General features: G+C 72.8%; 17 protein-coding genes and 1 tRNA gene. 7 read left to right on the top strand and 11 right to left on the bottom strand.

The annotated features are described in order from the left end of the window. The first annotated feature begins 35 nt into the window (after positions 1-35). Positions 36-935 carry a peptidoglycan-binding domain-containing protein gene (locus tag ACZ4VF_RS11115; RefSeq protein ID WP_467924948.1) on the top strand — a complete coding sequence of 300 codons (900 nt, stop codon included), beginning with the start codon at positions 36-38 and terminating at the stop codon, positions 933-935. A 45-nt stretch (positions 936-980) separates the two neighbouring features. Here ACZ4VF_RS11115 and ACZ4VF_RS11120 read toward each other — a convergent pair whose 3' ends face one another. Next, positions 981-1,649: an HAD family hydrolase gene (locus ACZ4VF_RS11120; protein WP_467924950.1), complete on the bottom strand. Its 669-nt coding sequence runs from the start codon at positions 1,647-1,649 to the stop codon at positions 981-983. 170 nt (positions 1,650-1,819) lie between these two features. After that, positions 1,820-2,401 carry a TMEM165/GDT1 family protein gene (locus ACZ4VF_RS11125; RefSeq protein WP_467924952.1) on the bottom strand — a complete coding sequence of 194 codons (582 nt, stop codon included), beginning with the start codon at positions 2,399-2,401 and terminating at the stop codon, positions 1,820-1,822. A gap of 386 nt (positions 2,402-2,787) precedes the next feature. Between ACZ4VF_RS11125 and ACZ4VF_RS11130 the strand changes: the two genes are divergently transcribed. Further along, a complete protein-coding gene (locus ACZ4VF_RS11130) occupies positions 2,788-3,432 on the top strand; it encodes an HNH endonuclease family protein (protein WP_467924954.1) in 645 nt (214 codons plus the stop codon). 17 nt (positions 3,433-3,449) lie between these two features. Here ACZ4VF_RS11130 and ACZ4VF_RS11135 read toward each other — a convergent pair whose 3' ends face one another. From ACZ4VF_RS11135 to ACZ4VF_RS11145, 3 genes are all read right to left on the bottom strand, one after another. Continuing rightward, a complete protein-coding gene (locus ACZ4VF_RS11135) occupies positions 3,450-4,064 on the bottom strand; it encodes a DedA family protein (RefSeq protein WP_467924957.1) in 615 nt (204 codons plus the stop codon). Positions 4,065-4,187: 123 nt separating this feature from the next. Then, on the bottom strand, positions 4,188-4,643 hold the full coding sequence (locus ACZ4VF_RS11140) for a DoxX family protein (protein ID WP_467924959.1): 456 nt from the start codon (positions 4,641-4,643) through the stop codon (positions 4,188-4,190). A 248-nt stretch (positions 4,644-4,891) separates the two neighbouring features. Next, the gene (locus ACZ4VF_RS11145; protein WP_467924960.1) at positions 4,892-5,122 is read right to left on the bottom strand and encodes a DUF2277 domain-containing protein; all 231 of its coding nucleotides are present in this window, start codon (positions 5,120-5,122) and stop codon (positions 4,892-4,894) included. A gap of 93 nt (positions 5,123-5,215) precedes the next feature. Between ACZ4VF_RS11145 and ACZ4VF_RS11150 the strand changes: the two genes are divergently transcribed. Continuing rightward, the gene (locus tag ACZ4VF_RS11150; RefSeq protein ID WP_467924962.1) at positions 5,216-6,115 is read left to right on the top strand and encodes a ketopantoate reductase family protein; all 900 of its coding nucleotides are present in this window, start codon (positions 5,216-5,218) and stop codon (positions 6,113-6,115) included. An 85-nt stretch (positions 6,116-6,200) separates the two neighbouring features. Continuing rightward, positions 6,201-6,542: a hypothetical protein gene (locus ACZ4VF_RS11155; RefSeq protein ID WP_467924964.1), complete on the top strand. Its 342-nt coding sequence runs from the start codon at positions 6,201-6,203 to the stop codon at positions 6,540-6,542. A 45-nt stretch (positions 6,543-6,587) separates the two neighbouring features. On the opposite strand, the gene ACZ4VF_RS11160 is transcribed toward ACZ4VF_RS11155, so the two are convergent. Beyond that, positions 6,588-6,659: transfer RNA gene (locus ACZ4VF_RS11160), tRNA-Val, on the bottom strand. 172 nt (positions 6,660-6,831) lie between these two features. On the opposite strand from ACZ4VF_RS11160, the gene ACZ4VF_RS11165 reads away from it, so the two are divergent. After that, positions 6,832-8,226 carry a hypothetical protein gene (locus ACZ4VF_RS11165; protein WP_467924966.1) on the top strand — a complete coding sequence of 465 codons (1,395 nt, stop codon included), beginning with the start codon at positions 6,832-6,834 and terminating at the stop codon, positions 8,224-8,226. An 83-nt stretch (positions 8,227-8,309) separates the two neighbouring features. Beyond that, entirely contained in the window at positions 8,310-8,921 is a 612-nt protein-coding gene (locus tag ACZ4VF_RS11170) for a DUF4383 domain-containing protein (protein WP_467924968.1), read from the top strand. Here ACZ4VF_RS11170 and ACZ4VF_RS11175 read toward each other — a convergent pair. From ACZ4VF_RS11175 to ACZ4VF_RS11185, 3 genes are all read right to left on the bottom strand, one after another. Beyond that, positions 8,909-10,012: an amidase domain-containing protein gene (locus tag ACZ4VF_RS11175; RefSeq protein ID WP_467925615.1), complete on the bottom strand. Its 1,104-nt coding sequence runs from the start codon at positions 10,010-10,012 to the stop codon at positions 8,909-8,911. The two genes, ACZ4VF_RS11170 and ACZ4VF_RS11175, sit on opposite strands and share 13 nt — an antisense overlap. 187 nt (positions 10,013-10,199) lie before the next feature. Beyond that, positions 10,200-11,492 (bottom strand): polysaccharide deacetylase family protein, encoded by a 1,293-nt coding sequence (locus ACZ4VF_RS11180; RefSeq protein WP_467924970.1) that lies wholly within the window; start codon positions 11,490-11,492, stop codon positions 10,200-10,202. A 44-nt stretch (positions 11,493-11,536) separates the two neighbouring features. Beyond that, positions 11,537-13,786 (bottom strand): transglycosylase domain-containing protein, encoded by a 2,250-nt coding sequence (locus ACZ4VF_RS11185; RefSeq protein ID WP_467925617.1) that lies wholly within the window; start codon positions 13,784-13,786, stop codon positions 11,537-11,539. A 210-nt stretch (positions 13,787-13,996) separates the two neighbouring features. Here ACZ4VF_RS11185 and ACZ4VF_RS11190 point away from each other — a divergent pair, with 210 nt between their 5' ends. Continuing rightward, positions 13,997-14,215 (top strand): FmdB family zinc ribbon protein, encoded by a 219-nt coding sequence (locus tag ACZ4VF_RS11190; protein WP_467924972.1) that lies wholly within the window; start codon positions 13,997-13,999, stop codon positions 14,213-14,215. Between the two features lie 18 nt (positions 14,216-14,233). Here the strand turns inward: ACZ4VF_RS11190 and ACZ4VF_RS11195 are convergent, their stop codons facing one another. Next, positions 14,234-15,046, bottom strand: coding sequence for an HAD family hydrolase (locus ACZ4VF_RS11195; RefSeq protein WP_467924974.1), 813 nt, complete (start codon positions 15,044-15,046; stop codon positions 14,234-14,236). Then, positions 15,046-17,505, bottom strand: coding sequence for a phosphoribosyltransferase (locus tag ACZ4VF_RS11200; RefSeq protein ID WP_467924976.1), 2,460 nt, complete (start codon positions 17,503-17,505; stop codon positions 15,046-15,048). Before ACZ4VF_RS11200 ends, ACZ4VF_RS11195 begins: the two co-directional genes overlap by 1 nt. Between the last annotated feature and the right edge of the window lie 25 nt (positions 17,506-17,530).

Consider the following 17,530-nt stretch of genomic DNA (forward strand, 5'->3'; position numbering starts at 1 on the left):
AATCTCTGAAGTTCCCAAGGGGAGGGGGAGCAGGCGTGACGGAGGAACGGGGCACCACGTGCCCGGAGTGCGGTGCGCCGAGGGGGCCGGACAACACCCCGTCCTGCGACTGCACCGAGCGGGCCTCGGCGGCGCTGCGGGAGGCGCGCACGGCCGAGGCGGCAGCGGCGGAGGACTTCGATCCGCTGCGGATACGGCCGTATGTGGAGGTCTCCGGCACGGGCGGGGCGCCGGAGCCCGAGGCGTCCCGGCCGCTGCCGGCCGCACGGACCCCCGTACCCCCCGCCCCGGCGGGCGGGGCCACCCCGCTCACGGCCGTCCCTGGCCCCGGGCCCGCCGCCGAGCCCGGTCGGCCCCGGCGGCGCTCCGGCCGTACCGCGCTGCTGGCCGTGGGAGGCACGGCGCTGGCCGTCGCGGCGGTGACGGGTGCCGCCCTGTTCTCGTACGAGGCACCGGCCCGGGACCACGCGGCCCGGGAGATCAGGCAGGGCGTCCCGGAAGCGTCGACCCGGGCCCCCGCCTCACCGAGGGCGCCGGTGCCCCCGGTCACCCCCCGCCCGCCGGCCCCCTCGGCGCCGGCCGTCCCGGCCTCGCCCTCCGCGTCACGGTCCCCGGGCCCGACCGCCACCGGCTCCCCCGGCCCCTCCCCCAGCGCCTCCCCGAGCCCCTCCGCGACGGCCACCGCCACAGCGGGCGCGACCCCCGCCATGGCCCCGGTGCTGCGACGCGGCGACACCGGCCCGGAGGTCACCGAACTCCAGCGGCGGCTGCGCCGGCTGAACCTCTACGGCGACCGGATCGACGGCGTCTTCACCCGCCCGGTCGAGGACGCGGTACGCAACTACCAGCTGGCACGGGGCATCACGGGCGACACCCTGGGCGCATACGGCCCGGCGACGCGGAGCGCCCTGGAGGCGGAGACGACGGAGCCGTGAGACGCCGGCACCGGGACCGGAGAACCGGCGGGCCCCACCCGCGCGTCAGCCGATGTGCAGCCGGATCGTGCCGTCGGCCCCCGCCTCCACCCGGACCTGGGTGAGGTCCCGCACCGCCACGTCCGGACCGTGGGCGACGGCGCGCGGGCCGACGCCCACCACGGTCGTCCCGGCGGAGCGCCCCGCCGCGATTCCCGCCCCGGAGTCCTCGAAGACCACGCAGTCGGCCGGGTCGACGCCCAGCTCGGCGGCGCCCTTGAGGAACCCCTCGGGGTCCGGCTTGCTCGCGCCAACCGACTCGGCGGTCACGCGGACGGCCGGCAGGGGCAGCCCGGCGGCGTTCATGCGGGCGGTGGACAGGGCGACGTCGGCGGAGGTCACCAGGGCGTGCGGGAGGCCGGCCAGCGCGGCGAGGAACGCGCGCGCACCGGGGATCTCCACGACTCCGTCGGTGTCGGCGGTCTCCTCCGCGAGCATGCGGGCGTTGTCGGCGAGGTTCTGTTCGACGGGCCGGTCGGGCAGCAGCACGGCCATGGAGGCGTGGCCCTGCCTGCCGTGCACGACCTTCATCACCTCGTCGCCGTCCAGCCCGTGCCGCTCGGCCCAGTGCCGCCAGATGCGCTCGACCACGGCGTCGGAGTTGACGAGGGTGCCGTCCATGTCGAGCAGGAGGGCGCGGGCGGTGAGGACGGTGGGCGTGGCGGTGGCCGGCATCGGCAGCTCCAGGAAGGAAAAGGTCCCGTGTCGGGTGGGACGTCGGGAGGGACAAGGCGGCCCCGCCCGCCGGTCAGGGAAAACGGGCGGGAGCCACTTTGTTTCTCTACGGTACAAAACCTGGCCGTGATCCCGCCACCACCCCCGGCGAGCGTTCACCCGCCGTTCGCTCAGCCGCTCACGGCCTCCCACAGGCTCCACACGCCGAGGCCCAGCATGAGCAGCGCCGCGATCTGCGTGATCAGCCGCAGCGGCACGCGCCTCATCAGGGCCTTTCCGCCCACGATGCCGAGTCCGGCGACGGCCCACAGGCCGAGCACCGCGCCCAGGCCGACGGAGAGCGGGTCGTCGTAGCGGGCGGCCAGGTTGGCGGTCATGATCTGGGTGAGATCGCCGAACTCGGCGACCAGGATGAGCATGAAGCCGGTCCCGGCGACCTTCCAGAAGGACTGGTCGGCGGGCTTCCTGATCTCCTCCTCGTCCTCGCCCTTCTGCAGCAGCAGCATCGCGGCGCCGCCGAGGAAGAGGACGCCGGTGAGGGCGTGCACGATCTGCTGCGGGAGCAGGGTGAGCACGCTGCCGGCCGCCACGGCGAGCACGACGTGCAGCAGGAAGGCGGCGGCGACGCCCGCGAAGACGTACGAGGCGCGGTAGCGGGTGCCGAGGACGAGGCCGGCGAGCGCGGTCTTGTCCGGCAGTTCGGCGAGGAAGATGACGCCGAAGACGAGCGCCGTCACGGTGATGCTGATCAAGGTCCCTCAATCGGTCGGGCTGCCCCACCGAGAGTGCGGTACGTCACGCGATGACACCTCGGCACGGCAGCACACTCGGCGCCCGCGCCGGGGGGCACGGGCGTGCACTGCTTGCCGAAGGTCTCGCTGGCGGACCCCGATGGAACTCGGTGGCCCGCCTCCGGGCGCCGGCTCAGGCTCGCTGAGCAGTATGTCGACGGTCCGGCGAAGAGCTACTCCCCTTCTGCGCTCCCCATCGTACGGGATGTGAAGGTTCCGTCGTAAACCTTGTCGTGACATGTACGCGTCACTAACTTCTTACCGAGCGCTCACTCCCCGGCCACACCGCACCGCGAGCATTCCCTCGCTCGCTCACCAACACCCCGACCCCACAAGGGAGTTCACGCATGCCCAGGTTCTACGCGCGTCGACGGACGAGCATACTCGCGGCGCTCACCGGCCTGATCGCCTCCGTCGCCCTGTTCAACTCCCCCAGCGCCTCCGCCGCCCTCCCCACCCCGGTCAGCGCCGGCACCGCCCGCACCTACCTGTCCCAGCTCACCGTGGCCACCGAGAACCGCACCGGCTACAGCCGCGATCTCTTCCCGCACTGGATCACCATCAGCGGCGCCTGCAACACCCGGGAGACGGTCCTCAAGCGGGACGGCACGAACGTCGTCACCGACTCCTCCTGCGCCGCCACCAGCGGCAGCTGGTACTCCCCGTACGACGGCGCCACCTGGACCGCCGCGTCCGACCTCGACATCGACCACCTCGTCCCGCTGGCCGAGGCCTGGGACTCCGGCGCGAGCAAGTGGACCACCGCGCAGCGGCAGGCCTTCGCCAACGACCTGACCCGGCCGCAGCTGATCGCCGTGACCGACAACGTCAACCAGGCCAAGGGCGACCAGGACCCGGCGACCTGGGTGCCGTCGCGGTCGGCGTACCTGTGCACCTACGTGCGGGCGTGGGTGCAGGTGAAGTACTACTACAACCTGTCGGTCGACTCGGCGGAGAAGAGCGCGCTGACGAACGACCTGGCCGGCTGCTGAGCCCTGCGGACGGCCGGTCAGGAGGCCGGGCGGCGGCGCACCAGGAACCCCGCCGCCGCGCCCGCGCCGAACAGCGCGGCCACCGAGACCCCGGTCGCCAGCCAGGTCGCGCCCAGCCACTGGGCGCCGTAGTAGCCGAGGGCCACGCTGTAGGCGGCCCAGGACAGGCCGGCCAGGGCGGACCAGGGCAGGAAGTCGCGGGCGCGGCGGTGGGCCGCGCCCGCGCAGAAGGAGACGACCGAGCGGCCGGCCGGGGCGAAGCGGGCCAGGACGACCAGCGCGCCGCCGCCCCGGGCGAGGGCCTCGCCGAGACGTTCCTGCGCGACGGTCAGCCGCCGGGAGCGGGCTATCGCCCGGTCCAGCCGCTCCCCGCCCCGCCAGGCCAGGCGGTAGGCCACGAGGTCACCGAGGACGGAGGCGGTCGCGGCGGACAGGATCAGTGCCAGGGTGTCCGGCACGTCGTGCGGCACTCCGCCCGCCGCCGCACCGGTGCCGGCCGCGGCCGCGGTGCCGGCGGTGATGACGAGCACCCCGCTCGGCAGGACCGGCAGGAACACGTCGAGCAGCACCGACAGGGCCACCACGGCATAGATCCAGGGTCCGGCCGCCAGCGACCCCACGCTCTCCAACACGATGACTCCCGCCACTCCCCCGTTGACAGCCATACAGCGTACGCCGGGGGTGTGACAGGAGGTTCGCCGGGGTTGCGCGGGCCGGACGGGCCGAGAGGGTCCGGTCGCCCGGGTCGGGTCCGGTCAGGCCGCCAGCGGCCGCCGCTCCGTCGCGGGCTCGCCCTGCGCCGCGGCGCGCCGGGCGAAGAGCCGGTCCAGGCCGAGGGCGCCGGAACCGGTGAAGACCAGCAGGAAGAAGCCCCAGCAGAACAGGACCGACAGCTCACCGCCGTTCTGTATGGGCCACAGGGCGGCCTGCTGGTGGACGTCGAAGTAGGCGTACGCCATCGAGCCGGAGGCGACCAGCGCGGCGCCGCGGGTGCCGAGGCCGAGCAGCACCAGGCCGCCGGCGGCCAGCTGGATCACGGCCGCGTACCAGCCGGGCCAGGTGCCGGCCGCGACCGTGCCGCCGTCGGTACCGGCGGCGCCGCCGAGGACGCCGAACAGGGACGCGGCGCCGTGCACCGCGAAGAGCAGGCCGAGGACGGCGCGGAAGAGCCCGATGGCATAGGGCTGAGCGGAGTTGAGGCGTGCGGACATGAGGGGATTTCTCCTCTTCGGTGTCGGTCGGGCCGGCCGGGGACTGAGCAGGCCGGTCGTGGGGGCGGCGGTACCGAATGGAGCCCCAGGTTAGGCGAACCTAATCAGTACTTGCAAGTTCAACATCCGACGCCCGGCGCACGACTGGGACGTCCGGCGCACCCGCGCTGGGGCACGCCGGACGTGACGGGTTCTCGCCGTGGGGGTCGGCGGCTGCGCGACGGACGAGGCAGGCGGTGCGTCGGGCGCTAGCCGGCAGGCCTCACCGAGCGCCCCCGCACCTCCAGGTCCCCGAGCAGTTCCGCCGTCGCCTCCGCCACCGCGGCCACCGCCCGGTCGAAGGCCTCGCGGTTGTGGGCGGCGGGCGCGCGGAAGCCCGAGATCTTGCGGACGTACTGCAGCGCGGCCGCGCGGATGTCCTCCTCCGTGGCCTCACCGGGCAGCACGGGCGGACGCAGGGTCTTGATACTCCGGCACATGAGACAAGTCTGGCGCGGGAGGGCGGCGCGCTGCCATGATCGTCGCGAAGGCGGCCACCGACTCCCGGGGCCGACCGTCGAAAGGACAACTCCATGACGCATCCGCTCACCGTGGCCGTCCTCGGCCCCGGCGGCACCGGCGGCCTGCTCGCCGCCCTGCTGTCGCGCTCCGGCCACCGCGTGGTCTGCCTGGCCGGGGAGGCCACGGCCGGCACCCTGCGCCGTACCGGCATCACGGTCCGCAGCCGGCAGTTCGGCGACTTCACGGCCGCCGTCGACGCGGACACCGAGCTGCGCGGACCGGTGGACGCCTGTCTGGTCACCGTGAAGCACACCGCGCTCGACGCCGCCCTGACCCGGGTGCCGCCCGCCGCCCTCGGCGACGCCCTGCTCGTGCCGCTGCTGAACGGCGTCGAACACCCCGCCGCCCTCCGTGCCCGCTACCGCCCCGAGCTGGTCGCCCCGGCCGTGATCCGGGTGGAGTCGACGCGGGTCGCCCCGGGCGTGATCGAACACGGCAGCCCGTTCACGGAGGTGGACCTCGCCGGGGACGCCGTGCCCCGCGCGCGCCTCGACGCGCTGGCCGGCCACCTCTCGGCCTCGGGTGCGACCACCCGGGTGGCCGGGGACGAGACGGCGGTCCTGTGGGCGAAGATGGCGTTCCTCGCCCCGTTCGCCCTGCTCACCACCCGCTACGGCGTGCCACTCGGCACGGTCCGCACCCGGCACCGGGACGAGCTGGAGGCCCTGGTCGCCGAGACGGCCGCCGTCAGCCGCGCCTCAGGCGCCCCCGCCGACCCGGCCCAGGCCCTGGCCCGGTACGACGCCTTCCCGGCCACGGCCAAGTCGTCCATGCAGCGGGACGCCGAGGCGGGCCGCCTGCTCGAACTCGACGCCATCGGCGGGGCGTTGCTGCGCGCGGCCGAGCGGCACGCCGTTCCGGTGCCGGTGACGGAACGGCTGGTGCGGGAGCTGCGGGCCGCCGGCCACTGAGCCCCGGCCACCCGTTCGGCTGAACCTCGCCCGTATCCCCTCTTCGGCCTCGCACCGGAAAATCGAACAGGCGTAGCATTGCGCCGTGGCTACGACCTATGAATTCCCCAGTGACCTCCTCGCCGGCCAGGAGGAGCTGCATCAGGTCCGGGCCGAGCTGTCGGCCCTGCTCAAGCGGCTGCCCTGGTCGGTCGAGCCGATGGACGGCTTCAGCGACGACACCGGCTGGCGCAAGGTGGAGCGGCCCGCGTCCCCGGGCTGGACGGAGGACGAGCAGGCCGAGGTGGAGAAGCTGCGGCGGCGCGAGCACGAACTCGCGGTGTTCGTCAGCACCCACCGCTTCTGGGCCGAGGTGGCGGCAGCGGACCGCGTGGAGGCCCGCTCCCGGCTGAAGCACGCCCACGAGCGGGCGGCCGAGGAGGAGTAGGAACGGAAACGGCCCCTCGGAGGACTCTCCGAGGGGCCGGACCGGTGGGCGCGGACGGTTTCGAACCGCCGACATCCTGCTTGTAAGGCAGGCGCTCTACCCCTGAGCTACGCACCCGGGACAGGTCGACAGCCTACATCGCCGCAGCGGCTGCACCGCAATCCGGAGCCGGGGGCCCGTACCCTCGCCGATCCGCCCGCCCGCTGGTGAACTGACCGCCCCCCGACGTCGTCCTACCCAGGTGGGACAATGACACCACCCAGCGCGAAGCACGGCACGGGAGAGGGATGTGACGGCGACACCGGGCACACCAGTGAGAGAGCCGTACCCGCCGTCGTCCGCCGCACCGGCCCGGCGTGGGGCCCGGACGCTGTGGGACCTCGTGGTGCTGGCGGCCCTGCCCGCGGTGGCCGTGCTCGCGGTGCCGGCCGCCTTCGCTGGCGGGGGGACCCGGCGGTGGTTCGGCGGGCGGGCGGAGAGCCAGCGGGCCGACGCGCAGGCGGCGAAGGACGCGGCGGCGACGGCGTTCTACGAACTCGACACCGCGCAGCGGGACCTGCGGATCTCCATCGAGACGATCTCGGCGGTGGACGACTCCCCCGCGGCCCGGCGTGCCGTCGCGGACTTCGCGGCGCTCGGGCAGCGGATCGACGAGGTCAGCCGGCGGTACATCGAGGCGGTCGACGCACACGACCTGGACCGGCACGACCTGGAGGCCGGTGTGGCGGCCCGGGCGCGGGCGGAGCTGACGGCGGCCAAGGACGAGCTGGTGCGGGCCCGGCAGGAGCTGGACCGGTTCGGCGGCTCGCTCGGGCCCCTGCTCGGCAAGGCGGAGACGCGGCTGGCGCGGCTGGCGCCGGCCGTGGAACGGGCCCGGCAGTCGCTGCTGGCGGCGAGCAACGCGCTGGACGCCGTACGCGACAGGGGGCTGCGGGCGGAGGAGCTCGCGGCGCGGCTGGCGGCCCTGGCGCCGGAGCTGACCAGGCTGAACCAGGGTGCGGGGCAGCACGGGGTGCAGGCGACGCTGGAGCGGGCCGAGCGGGTGCAGCGGGAGGCCGGGGCGATCCGGGCGGAGGCCGAGCGGCTGCCGGAGCGGGCGGCGGAGACCGACCACCGGCTGGTCAGTCTGCGGACCCGGGCGCAGGCGCTGACCACGCGGGCGGGTCAGGTGGAGCCGGTGCTGAGCGAGCTGCGGCGCCGGTTCGCGGCGGCCTGCTGGCAGGACCTGCAGCAGGTGCCCGCGCTGGCGGCGGAGAACATCCGGCAGGCGGAGCGGAAGCTGCGGGAGGCGCAGGCGGCACGGGACGAGCAGCGCTGGCCGGACGCCACCTCGCTGCTGTCGACGGTGCGGGCGCTGCTGAACGCGACGGACGACGCGGTGTCGGCGGCCGGTGACCGGCTGAACCGGCTGAACGCGGTGCAGAAGGATCCGCAGGCGGAGATCGAACGGACCCGGTTCGCGATCCGGGACGCCCAGCGGCTGGCGATGACGGGGCGTACCACTCCTGATCCGCGGCACGCCGGGCCGCTGGACGAGGCGGTGGCGCGGCTGGAGCGGGCGGTCGGCACGCTGGAGGGGCGGCATCCGGACTACTGGCACTTCCTGTCCGAGACGGAGGGGGTGCGGCAGTCGGTGGCGCGGGTGGTGGCGGGAATCCGTGAGGAGCGGGGCGCGGGGCACTGAGCCGTGACGTGTTGCCGGGGGTGCGGGGCGAGCGGATATTGAAGGGTACGGATGGCCTCCGCTAGCGCCCGAGGGAGGCGGACATGGCCACACACGCAGTGCATTCGAGGAAGGCCGAGGAACGGCAGCGTCCGCGGCTGGACGACCACCTGCCCGTCGACCACCGGCTGAACACCGTCTACCGCATGGGCGCGGGGCTGATCGGGGTGTTCCTGGTCGTCTTCGGCATCCTCGGCCTGGTGGACCACATCGGTTTCTTCAACACCGGCGGGAACGCGGTCGCCGGGCTGAACACCAACGGCGCGCTGAGTGTGCTGTCGGTCTGCATCGGCGCGGTCCTGCTGGCCGGCATGGTGATCGGCGGGAACTTCGCGTCGACGCTGAACATGGTCCTGGGGGTGCTGTTCCTGCTGAACGGCTTTTTGTTCCTCGGCCTGCTGGACACGAACTCCAATTTCCTGGCGTTCAGGATCCAGAACGTCTTCTTCAGCTTCATCGTGGGCCTGTTGCTGATGACGTTCGGCATGTACGGCCGGGTCGGCCACAATCTGCCGCACGACAACCCGTACTGGCGGGCCCGCCACCCGGAGACCTCCCCGCAGGAGCAGCGGATGCGGCCGGAGCAGCAGCCGGAGCGGCGGGAGGTCCAGGGGCGGCAGGGCCCGCGGCAGCCGGGACGGGGTCAGGTCCTGTAGGCGTAGAACGCCGCGTTCGGGTACGAGGCGACGAGGCTGGCCACCGACCTGTTGTAGGTGTTGGTGGAGTGGTAGCTCACGTACGGCACGCCCCGGCGGTCCCGGTAGGTGACGATCATCGAGTGGTCCTTGGACCCGTCGCGGTTGAAGTCCATCTGCAGCACGTCGCCGAGGTCCAGCTGGTAGATGTTGGCGAGGCTGGTGGCCCGCTTGGAGGACAGGGCGAACCAGGAGAACTCGTTGACGCCGACGAACGAGTCGGACTGGATGTCGGAGTTCCCGAACCACTTGTGGAAGTCGTTCGTGTAGCCGGGCACGTGCTTCCAGCCGCCGGCCTTCAGGGCCTGGCTGACGAAGTTGGTGCAGTCGCCGCCGGCGCCCTGCCCGTTGAAGTCGGGGTAGGCGGGGTTGTAGTTGTTCCAGTACTTCTGCGCGTACGCCACCATCGCCTTGTAGTCGTAGCCGGTCGCGGAGAAGTTCTTCGCGTTGGCGGGCGCGGGCCAGGTGGTGGCGGAGCGGGCCGCGGAGGGCGGGCCGTCGTCCTCGCCGGTGGCCCTGACCTTGGCGACGGTGGGCTTGGCGACCTGGTTGACGGCGAGGTAGCCGTCGTCGGTGTCGCGGATGCCGGTGAGCTGCCAGGTGCCGTGCTGGTCGGCCCGGAAGGTCAGCTCGTGGTGGGCCTGGAACCCGGTGCTCTTGGGGCTCTTGCCGGTGACCTTCTGGTAGGTCAGCGTCGTGGTCTCCGTGACGGCGACCTTGGCGTGGCGGCCCTTCACCTGGGTGGCGTCCAGCGTGACCTTGGTGCTGCCGGCGCGGTAGGTCTCGCCCAGACGGGCGAGGCGGCTGCGGCGGTCGCGCAGGGCGTCGAGTGCGGACTTCTCCTGGCGGGTCTGTCCGCCGGACAGGCGCACGGAGCCGGAGAAGCCGGACGTGTGCCGGGTCTGCTGCTTGCCGGCGCCGTCCACGAGGGCCTGGGTGCGGTCGGTGAAGACCGCGTCGGCCAGTTTCTGGAAGGTCGCCTTGGTGGCCGCGTCCACCGTCGGGTCGTCGGTGACGGCCGCGCCCGCGCTCCAGTTGGGCACCAGGGCCACGCCCGCGACCACCGAGGCGGCCGCGGCGGTCACTATGGCCGTACGGCGCCGCCCACGGCTCAGTCTTCTAGATTTCAATGATGTTCCCCTCTACGCCGGTACACCTACCGGGCGAGGGGCATCTTGCCACGCCGGGTGCGGCGGTTGTGAAGGGGGTTGCACAAGTGGAATCCCTTGCGCGTACTTGTCACTTGACGACCGCCGACCAGTCGGGCGACTGGGCGGGGTCCAGGCTGCGCAGCGCGGCCAGCGTCTGCGGCTTCTGGACGTCCAGCCAGTCGGACAGTTCCTTGAAGGACACGCACTTGACGCCCTTCTTGGTGCAGACGTCCTTGACCACCTGGTCGATGGACTTCATGTAGATGCCGCCGTTCCAGTCCTCGAAGTGGTTGCCGATGAACAGCGGGGCCCGGCTGCCGTAGTAGACGCGGTTGAAGCCCTTCATGTACGAGTCGACGGTCATCTGCTCCCACTCGGAGAACCTGGCCGGGTCGCCCTGGGTCTCGCCGTCGGACTGGTTGTAGAGGAAGTTGAAGTCCATGGACAGGGCCTGGACGTCGTTCGTGTACGGCAGCAGCTGGAGCGGGAAGTCCCATATGCCGTTCTTCTTGCTGGGCCATATCTGGAAGTCGCCCGGGGAGCTGGCGTCGTAGCGCCAGCCGTAGCTCTTGATGGCCTTCAGCAGGTTGGGCTGTCCCTCCAGGCAGGGCGCGCGGCCGCCGGCGACCTCCTTCTTGAAGTCGAAGGGGAGCGGGGGGACGTCCTTCCAGCCGGTGTTGGTCTTCCAGTGCTCCACGAAGGAGTAGAACTGGTCGATCTCGCTCTTCCACTCCTGCACGCTCCAGTCGCCGCCGCCCTTGGCGCCGCAGAAGTGGCCGTTGAAGTGGGTGCCGATCTCGTTGCCGTCCTGGTAGGCCTTGCCCAGCTGCTCCAGCGTGGTGCGGATGTGGTCGTCGGTGGCGTAGTCGATCGCGGCGTCACCCGGGGAGTGCATGGGGCCGTGGTACTGGGCCTTCTTGCTCTTGGGCAGCAGGTAGATGCCGGTGAGGAAGAAGGTCATGTGGGCGTTGTACTCCTTGGCCAGCTCCCGGTAGTGCGAGAACAGGTGGTCGCTGCCCTCCAGGGCTCCGTCCCAGGAGAAGACCACGAACTGCGGGGGCTTCTCACCGGGCTTGAGCGGCACCGGCTTCAACTGCCCCTTCTGCGGTCCGGTGTAGGAGGTGGAGCCGTCACCGAGGATCTTCGTCCTGCCGTCCCACTCCGGGGTCGGGGAGGCCTTCGGCGCGGACGTCGGCTTCTTGCCGGCCGCGGCGGCGGGCGTGCTGCTGCTGTGCGTACCGGACAGCGCCAGGAACCCGGCGACCAGCGAGGCGACGACGAGGAGGGCGGCCAGTGTCAGGACCTGTGGTCGGGTGGCGCGGGGCGCACTGCGGCGGCGGGGGGCTCGACGGCGGCCTGACGACGACATCTTGCGGGGCATGCGCGGCTCATTCTGCGGAAGGGGAGGGTGCACGGGACCCCGGCTCAGCCGAGGCCCGTCGCTGCCGACCAGAGGGCATACGGGACGCTGTTGGCGGACGTTCCGGCCAGGCCCTTGAGCGGCAGTGGCTCCAGGGACCTGGCCAGGTCGATCCGGTAGACGACGATCGCGGTGGACACGGAGTCGGCCGTGCCGACGTACCAGGCGGCGGTGTCCTTCTCGGTGGTGCCGGCCTTCCCGGACACCCCGGCGCGGCCGGCCGCCGCCCCGGGGTGGGCGGTGCGGAAGGAGTCGCCGAGCGCCTCGGTGACCTCCTCGGCCACCTTGGCGCCGACCGCGCGCCTGGGGTGCGGGGTGGCGAGCGGGACCGGGGAGCCGTTGCGGGTGATCCGGCGCACCGAGTACGGCTCGGTGTGGGTGCCGCCTGCGGCGAAGGTGGCGTAGCCGCTGGCCATCCGGATCGCGCTGGGCGTGGAGTTGCCCAGCGACAGGGCGGGCACCTGGGGTCCCATGCTGGAGGACAGCAGTCCGGAGTCGACGGCGGTCCGGCGGACGGTGTCGAGACCGGCGTCCATGCCGAGCTGCATGAACGGGGTGTTCACCGACTTCGCCATCGCCTCGCGCAGGGTGATCTTCCCGTAGGACCTTCCGCCGTCGTTGTGCGCGACGACCTTCTTGCCGCTGCGGTCCCAGTACGGCCCCTCGGGGGTGGTGACGGGGACGCCGTCGTCGCCGTCGTAGACGCTGTCCGGGGTGACCGGGGTGGCGGGTCCGTCGCGGGTGGTGTGCACCCCGTGTTCGAGTCCGGCGGCGTAGACGAACGGGGTGAAGGCGGTGCCGGCCGGCACGGTGGTCGCGTTGGACTCGTTGTAGCCCTGTTTGCGGTGGTCCGGGCCGCCGTAGACGGCGAGGATCCGGCCGTCCGCGGTCACCGAGGCGGCGCCGTAGTGGCCGTTCTTCGCCGTCGCGGGGTCGTCCTGCCGGGCCTTCTTGCGGGCCTGGGTGACGGCGTCGGTGAGGGCCTTCTCCCGCTTGCGGTCGAAGGTCGTGTAGATCTGGTAGCCGCCGAGGTCGAACTGCTTGTCCGTGAGGCGGGCGGCCTTCTTGGCGTACTGCGAGGCCAGCTCCACCAGGTAGTCGCTCTGCGCACCGGTGTTGTACAGCGGGTTGCTCTTCAGCGGCTCGGGGTACTTCGTGTACGTGGCCCGCTCCTGCGGCGACAGCTTGCCGATCTTGACCATGCGGTCGAGGATCCAGGACCAGCGTTCGACGGCCCGCGCGTGGTTGGCCTTGTTGAGGGTGGGGTCGTAGAGGCCGGCGCCCTTGAGCAGGGAGGCGAGCATGGCCGCCTCGGAGGCGTTGAGCTTGCCGACGTCCTTGCCGTAGTAGGCCTGGGCGGCGCGCTGGATGCCGTAGCTGCCGCGGCCGAACCAGCTGGTGTTCAGATAGCCCTCGAGGATCTCGTCCTTGCTCATCTTGTTGTCGAGCTTGAGGGCGATCATCGCCTCGGTGAATTTACGGCTGACCGTCTGGTTCTGCGTGAGATAGACGTTTTTGACGTACTGCTGGGTGATGGTCGATCCGCCCTCGGTGTCCCCCTGTCCCAGGGTGCGGAACACCGCGCGGGTGATGCCTTTGGCGGATATGCCCGGGTCCGAGTAGAAACTCTCGTTCTCCGCCGCGAGCACCGCCCAGCGGACGTCCGGGGGGATGTCCTTCAGCGGCATCGCCTGCCGCTGCACCCAGCCCGTGCGGGCCATGGGCGTGCCGTCGGACCAGAAGTAGACGTTGTCCTGTTGTGTGGCGTACGAGTTGAGATTGTCCGGTATGTCGGTCATCGCGTACGCGGTGACGAGGAACGCGCCGAGCAGGCCGAACGAGGCCAGGGTGGCGCCGAGCCACTGGCGCCAGGAGGGTATCCAGCGCCGCCAGCCGGCGCGGCCCGGGCGCGGATAGACCGGCTTGAACCGGCGCGCGTACGGGGCCATGCGGCGGGTATACGGGGCCAGGGGCGCGAACAGGCGGCCGAGGGGCGCCAGCGCGCGGCCCAGCGGGCCCGGCAGGCGGCCGAGCGGCCCGGGCGCGGCCGTGACGGCGCCGCCCGTCGTCGCGGTGCGCTCCCGTCCGGCGGAGCGCGCACCACGGCGGCGCTCCGCCCGGCCGCCGCCCGGAGCGGGTGGCTCCGGCGGCGGGGGGACGCGCAACTGCATGGTCTCGTCCGCCCTGAGGGCGTCGACTCTCAGATGCAGGGTCTCGTCGGCGCCCAACGGCTCCTCGCCACGGCCGCCCCCCATGGGGCCGCCCTCCCCCTGCGACGCATCGGTCACGCCTGCGTCTCCCTCCGCACTCGGTCTTGCTCGCGCGGGTGAGCTGAGCATCCTCGCAACGGCGTTCACAAATTATCAGTAACGTTTTCGAATGCCCTGCACATATGCCGGATGGAAAGCAACACTCAGGAAACATTGAGACGCCCCCGGCTGGGCCTTGACGGCTAACCTGAGCGTATGCCTCGCTACGAGTACCGCTGCCGGACCTGCGGCGACACGTTCGAACTGAGCCGACCGATGGCCGAGTCGGCCGCTCCCGCGCCGTGCCCCGCCGGGCACGACGACACGGTGAAGCTTTTGTCGACTGTTTCCGTGGGCGGCGTGTCGTCCGCCACACCCGCGCCCGCGCCGAGGGCCGGCGGGGGCGGGTGCTGCGGCGGCGGGTGCTGCGGGTAGCCGCCCACGGGGCGCCCCCTACGCGGGCCGCCCGGCCGCGCGCAGGAACTCCCGCAGGATCCGTTCCCCCGCCAGTACGCCCCGCTCCGGCAGGGCGCTGACCGCCGGGGCCGTCCACTGCGTGTCCGCCAGTTCGCCGTGGCCGGGGCGCCAGCCCCTGTCGGCGGCCAGGAGCAGGTCGGCGTCGAGCAGGGAGTCGCCGGCCGCCAGGGTCGGCTCCGCGCCGGTGCGCCGGGCGACCTCGCGGACGGCCGCGCTCTTGGTGAGCGGCTTCGGGACGGCGTAGATCTTGCGCCCCTGGAGGGAGACCGTCCAGCCGCGGTTCTCGGCCCACACCGCCAGCTCCTTCACCCAGTCCTCGGGCAGCAGCTCGCGCTCCACCACCAGATAGGCGAACAGGTCCTCCGCGACCCGGTGCTTGCGCACCCACACCGGGTCGGCGGAGCGCAGCAGGTGCTCGCGGACCTCGTCCAGCGGCGCGCACTCGTCCGCGAGCCGCGCCAGCACGCTCGCGTGCCAGTCGGCGTCCGTGACCCCGTCCACCAGCAGATGACCGCCGTTGGCGCAGATCGCGTACGCGGGCGGCGGACCCGGAAGGTTGATGCGCTGGTACTGCTTGCGCGTCCGGGTCGTCGTCGGCACGAACACGGCCGCGTCCCCGAGGTCGGTGAGCAGACCGGCCGCCGTCTCCGTCATGAAGGAGAGGGGCCTCGATTCGTGGACCTCCACGCACAGCAGCCGGGGCGCCCGTGCGTCCGGCATGGTCAGCGCGAGGGCCGCGGAGGAGTAGATGAGCGTACGGTCGAGATCGCTGGCCACCAGCACCGGCATCAGACGTTCACCGCCTTGCCGTCGGCGCCCGTCGCGCCCCGCGTGTACCGGGGGTGGATCAGGCCGACGCAGGTGTACGGCAGGTCGCCGACCTCCTCGACCGGTACCCCGCGCTGCCCGGCGAGCAGCCGCACGTGGTCCAGGTCGGCGCCCGCCCCCGCCCGCGCGAGGATCTTCCACGGCACCCGGCGCAGCAGCACCCGGGTGGTCTCGCCGACGCCCGGCTTGACCAGGTTGACGTCGTGGATGCCGTACTCCTCGCTGATCCGCTCGACCGCCCGCCAGCCCGCCCAGGTCGGGGTGCGGTCGGCGGCCAGCAGCTCCTTCACCGCGCCGTCGACGGTGTCGGCGACCTCCGGGAAGCGGGCGGAGACGGCGTCGAGGAAGGCCACGGAGACGTCCGCGCCGGCCAGTTCGCGGTAGAACTTGGCGCCGTGGAAGTCGTGCGGGCCGACCAGGTCGGCGCGCAGCACCGTACGGGAGACCAGGCCGGAGACGGTCGAGTTGAGGCAGGCGGAGGGGATGAGGAAGTCCTCGCGGGTGCCGTAGGTGCGCACGCAGGAGCCGGGGTCGGCGAGGACGGCGATCTCCGGGTCGAACCCGGTGACGCCCTCGGCGGCCTCGAACTCCTCGACGGCCCGGGCGAGTTCCCGGGTGATCGCGCCCTTTCCGGTCCAGCCGTCGACGAAGACGACGTCCCGGGGGTCGTGGCGGTCGGCGAGCCAGCGCAGCGCGTTGGCGTCGATGCCGCGGCCGCGCACGATCGACACGGCGTAGTGCGGAAGCTCCAGGCCGTGCCGGAACTGCGCCCAGCGGCGCATCAGGATCCCGACCGGGGTGCCCGCGCGGGCCAGGGAGACCAGCACCGGACGGGGCGACCGCTCGGCGAGGACCGTCTCGGTCACCACCCCGGCGGCCTGCGCGATCCGGGCGGCCGACGCCTCGAGCGCCGCGTGGAACAGCTCCTGGTACCGCGCGCTGGGCTGGTACTCCACCGGCAGCGACTCCGCGTAGTGCGCACCGCCGCTCTGGACCGCCTCCTCCCGCTCCTCCGTGGGCGCCTCCAGGGGCACGTCGGACAGGTCCTGGAGCAGCCAGCCGACCTCCTCCGGCGCGTACGAGGAGAACGCGGGGCCGCGGAGGGGCTCGGGCAGCATGAACGGCCTTTCGGGAGGGTGCGGGACGTACGAGGGTACGACCGCGAGCAGGACGTGCGGGACGTGCGCGGCGAGGGCGGCCGGCAGGCCGTCGGGCGCGCGCAGGGCGGGGGTGTCGGCGACGGAGTCGACCACCGCGACGACGGCGTCGAAGCCGGCACCGGCCACGTTGTAGGCGTACCGTTCGCCGGGCCCGTCGGCCGGGTCGTCGTGGGCCGGGAAGACCAGCCGGGTACGGATGGCGTACCCCGGGTCGTCCACCGCGAGGACGGGCGAGCGGGTGGTGGTGGAGAACCGCACCTCGGCGTCCGTCCCCCGCTCCAGCTCCCGGGCGAGCCGCAGCGGGGCGTACATCAGCTCCTCGAAGCCGAGGACGAGGATCCGGCGGGCGCCGGCGGGCAGGGCGTCGCGTACGCGGGCGGCCATGGCGGGCAGGGCGGCTTCGAGACGGGCCCGGTGGGCGGGGGTGAAGCCGTGCCGCCCGCCGTCGGGGAGCCCGGCAGGCCAGTGCAGGTCGACCTCGGTGACCCGGCCCGGCTCCGCCGCGCGGGCGCGGGCGGTCACCTCGGTCCCGCGCTCGGCGGCCTCGCACTCCGCGACCAGCCGCTGTCCCTTCTCCAGCACCCCCTCCGGCAGCCGTACGGTCCCCGACGCGGCGGCGACGAGATCCACCCGCGCCCCGATCTCGGCGGCGAACCGTTCCAGCCGGCCGGAGTCCTCGGCGGACCGCATGTCGACCAGGGCGACCACCACGTACCGCCGCCGCGGATACCGCGCGTGCAGATCACGGATGGTGTTGAGCACGGTGTTGCCGGTGGAGAACTCGTCGTCCACCAGCACCAGCGGCCCCTCCCCGGCCAGCAGGCCGGGGTCCTCCGGCAGCAGCAGGTGCGACGTGGCGTGCGAGTGCGACTCCTCGAACCCGCCCGCCAGGGGCACGCCGGGCACCGCCCGCCGCGTGGAGTGCAGATACGGCGCGGAACCGAGCCCGTCGGCGACGGCGTGCCCCAGCCCGGTCGCGGTCTCCGCATAACCGAGGACGACGGCACCGGCCCCCTCCTCCTCGCCGAGCAGCGCGGCCACCCGCCGGCCCAGCCGGAACCCGTGCTCGTACACCACGGCCGGCGACTGCGGCACGTGTTTGCCGAGGACGTGGGAGACCAGCAGGTGGGCCCGCTTGGGGTTGCGCCGCAGCGCGAGCCCCAGCAGCGCCGGGAGCGCGTCGTCGCCCACGAGCTCGACCCCGAGCCGCTCGGCGACCCAGCTGCCGGACCAGACCCCGTCGTTCACTGCGTTGTTCATGCGTTCCTTGGAGAGGTGGGGAAGG

Source organism: Streptomyces sp. NPDC029151, assembly GCF_055564315.1.

What these genes read in the sequence shown, in the direction of transcription:
- ACZ4VF_RS11195 (WP_467924974.1), bottom strand. Translation starts at nt 15,046, where the DNA reads ATGCCGGTGCTGGTGGCCAGCGATCTCGACCGTACGCTCATCTACTCC.
- ACZ4VF_RS11140 (WP_467924959.1), bottom strand. Translation starts at nt 4,643, where the DNA reads ATGTCCGCACGCCTCAACTCCGCTCAGCCCTATGCCATCGGGCTCTTC.
- ACZ4VF_RS11145 (WP_467924960.1), bottom strand. Translation starts at nt 5,122, where the DNA reads ATGTGCCGGAGTATCAAGACCCTGCGTCCGCCCGTGCTGCCCGGTGAG.
- ACZ4VF_RS11150 (WP_467924962.1), top strand. Translation starts at nt 5,216, where the DNA reads ATGACGCATCCGCTCACCGTGGCCGTCCTCGGCCCCGGCGGCACCGGC.
- ACZ4VF_RS11185 (WP_467925617.1), bottom strand. Translation starts at nt 13,786, where the DNA reads ATGGGGGGCGGCCGTGGCGAGGAGCCGTTGGGCGCCGACGAGACCCTG.
- ACZ4VF_RS11200 (WP_467924976.1), bottom strand. Translation starts at nt 17,505, where the DNA reads ATGAACAACGCAGTGAACGACGGGGTCTGGTCCGGCAGCTGGGTCGCC.
- ACZ4VF_RS11120 (WP_467924950.1), bottom strand. Translation starts at nt 1,649, where the DNA reads ATGCCGGCCACCGCCACGCCCACCGTCCTCACCGCCCGCGCCCTCCTG.
- ACZ4VF_RS11130 (WP_467924954.1), top strand. Translation starts at nt 2,788, where the DNA reads ATGCCCAGGTTCTACGCGCGTCGACGGACGAGCATACTCGCGGCGCTC.
- ACZ4VF_RS11190 (WP_467924972.1), top strand. Translation starts at nt 13,997, where the DNA reads ATGCCTCGCTACGAGTACCGCTGCCGGACCTGCGGCGACACGTTCGAA.
- ACZ4VF_RS11180 (WP_467924970.1), bottom strand. Translation starts at nt 11,492, where the DNA reads ATGCCCCGCAAGATGTCGTCGTCAGGCCGCCGTCGAGCCCCCCGCCGC.
- ACZ4VF_RS11170 (WP_467924968.1), top strand. Translation starts at nt 8,310, where the DNA reads ATGGCCACACACGCAGTGCATTCGAGGAAGGCCGAGGAACGGCAGCGT.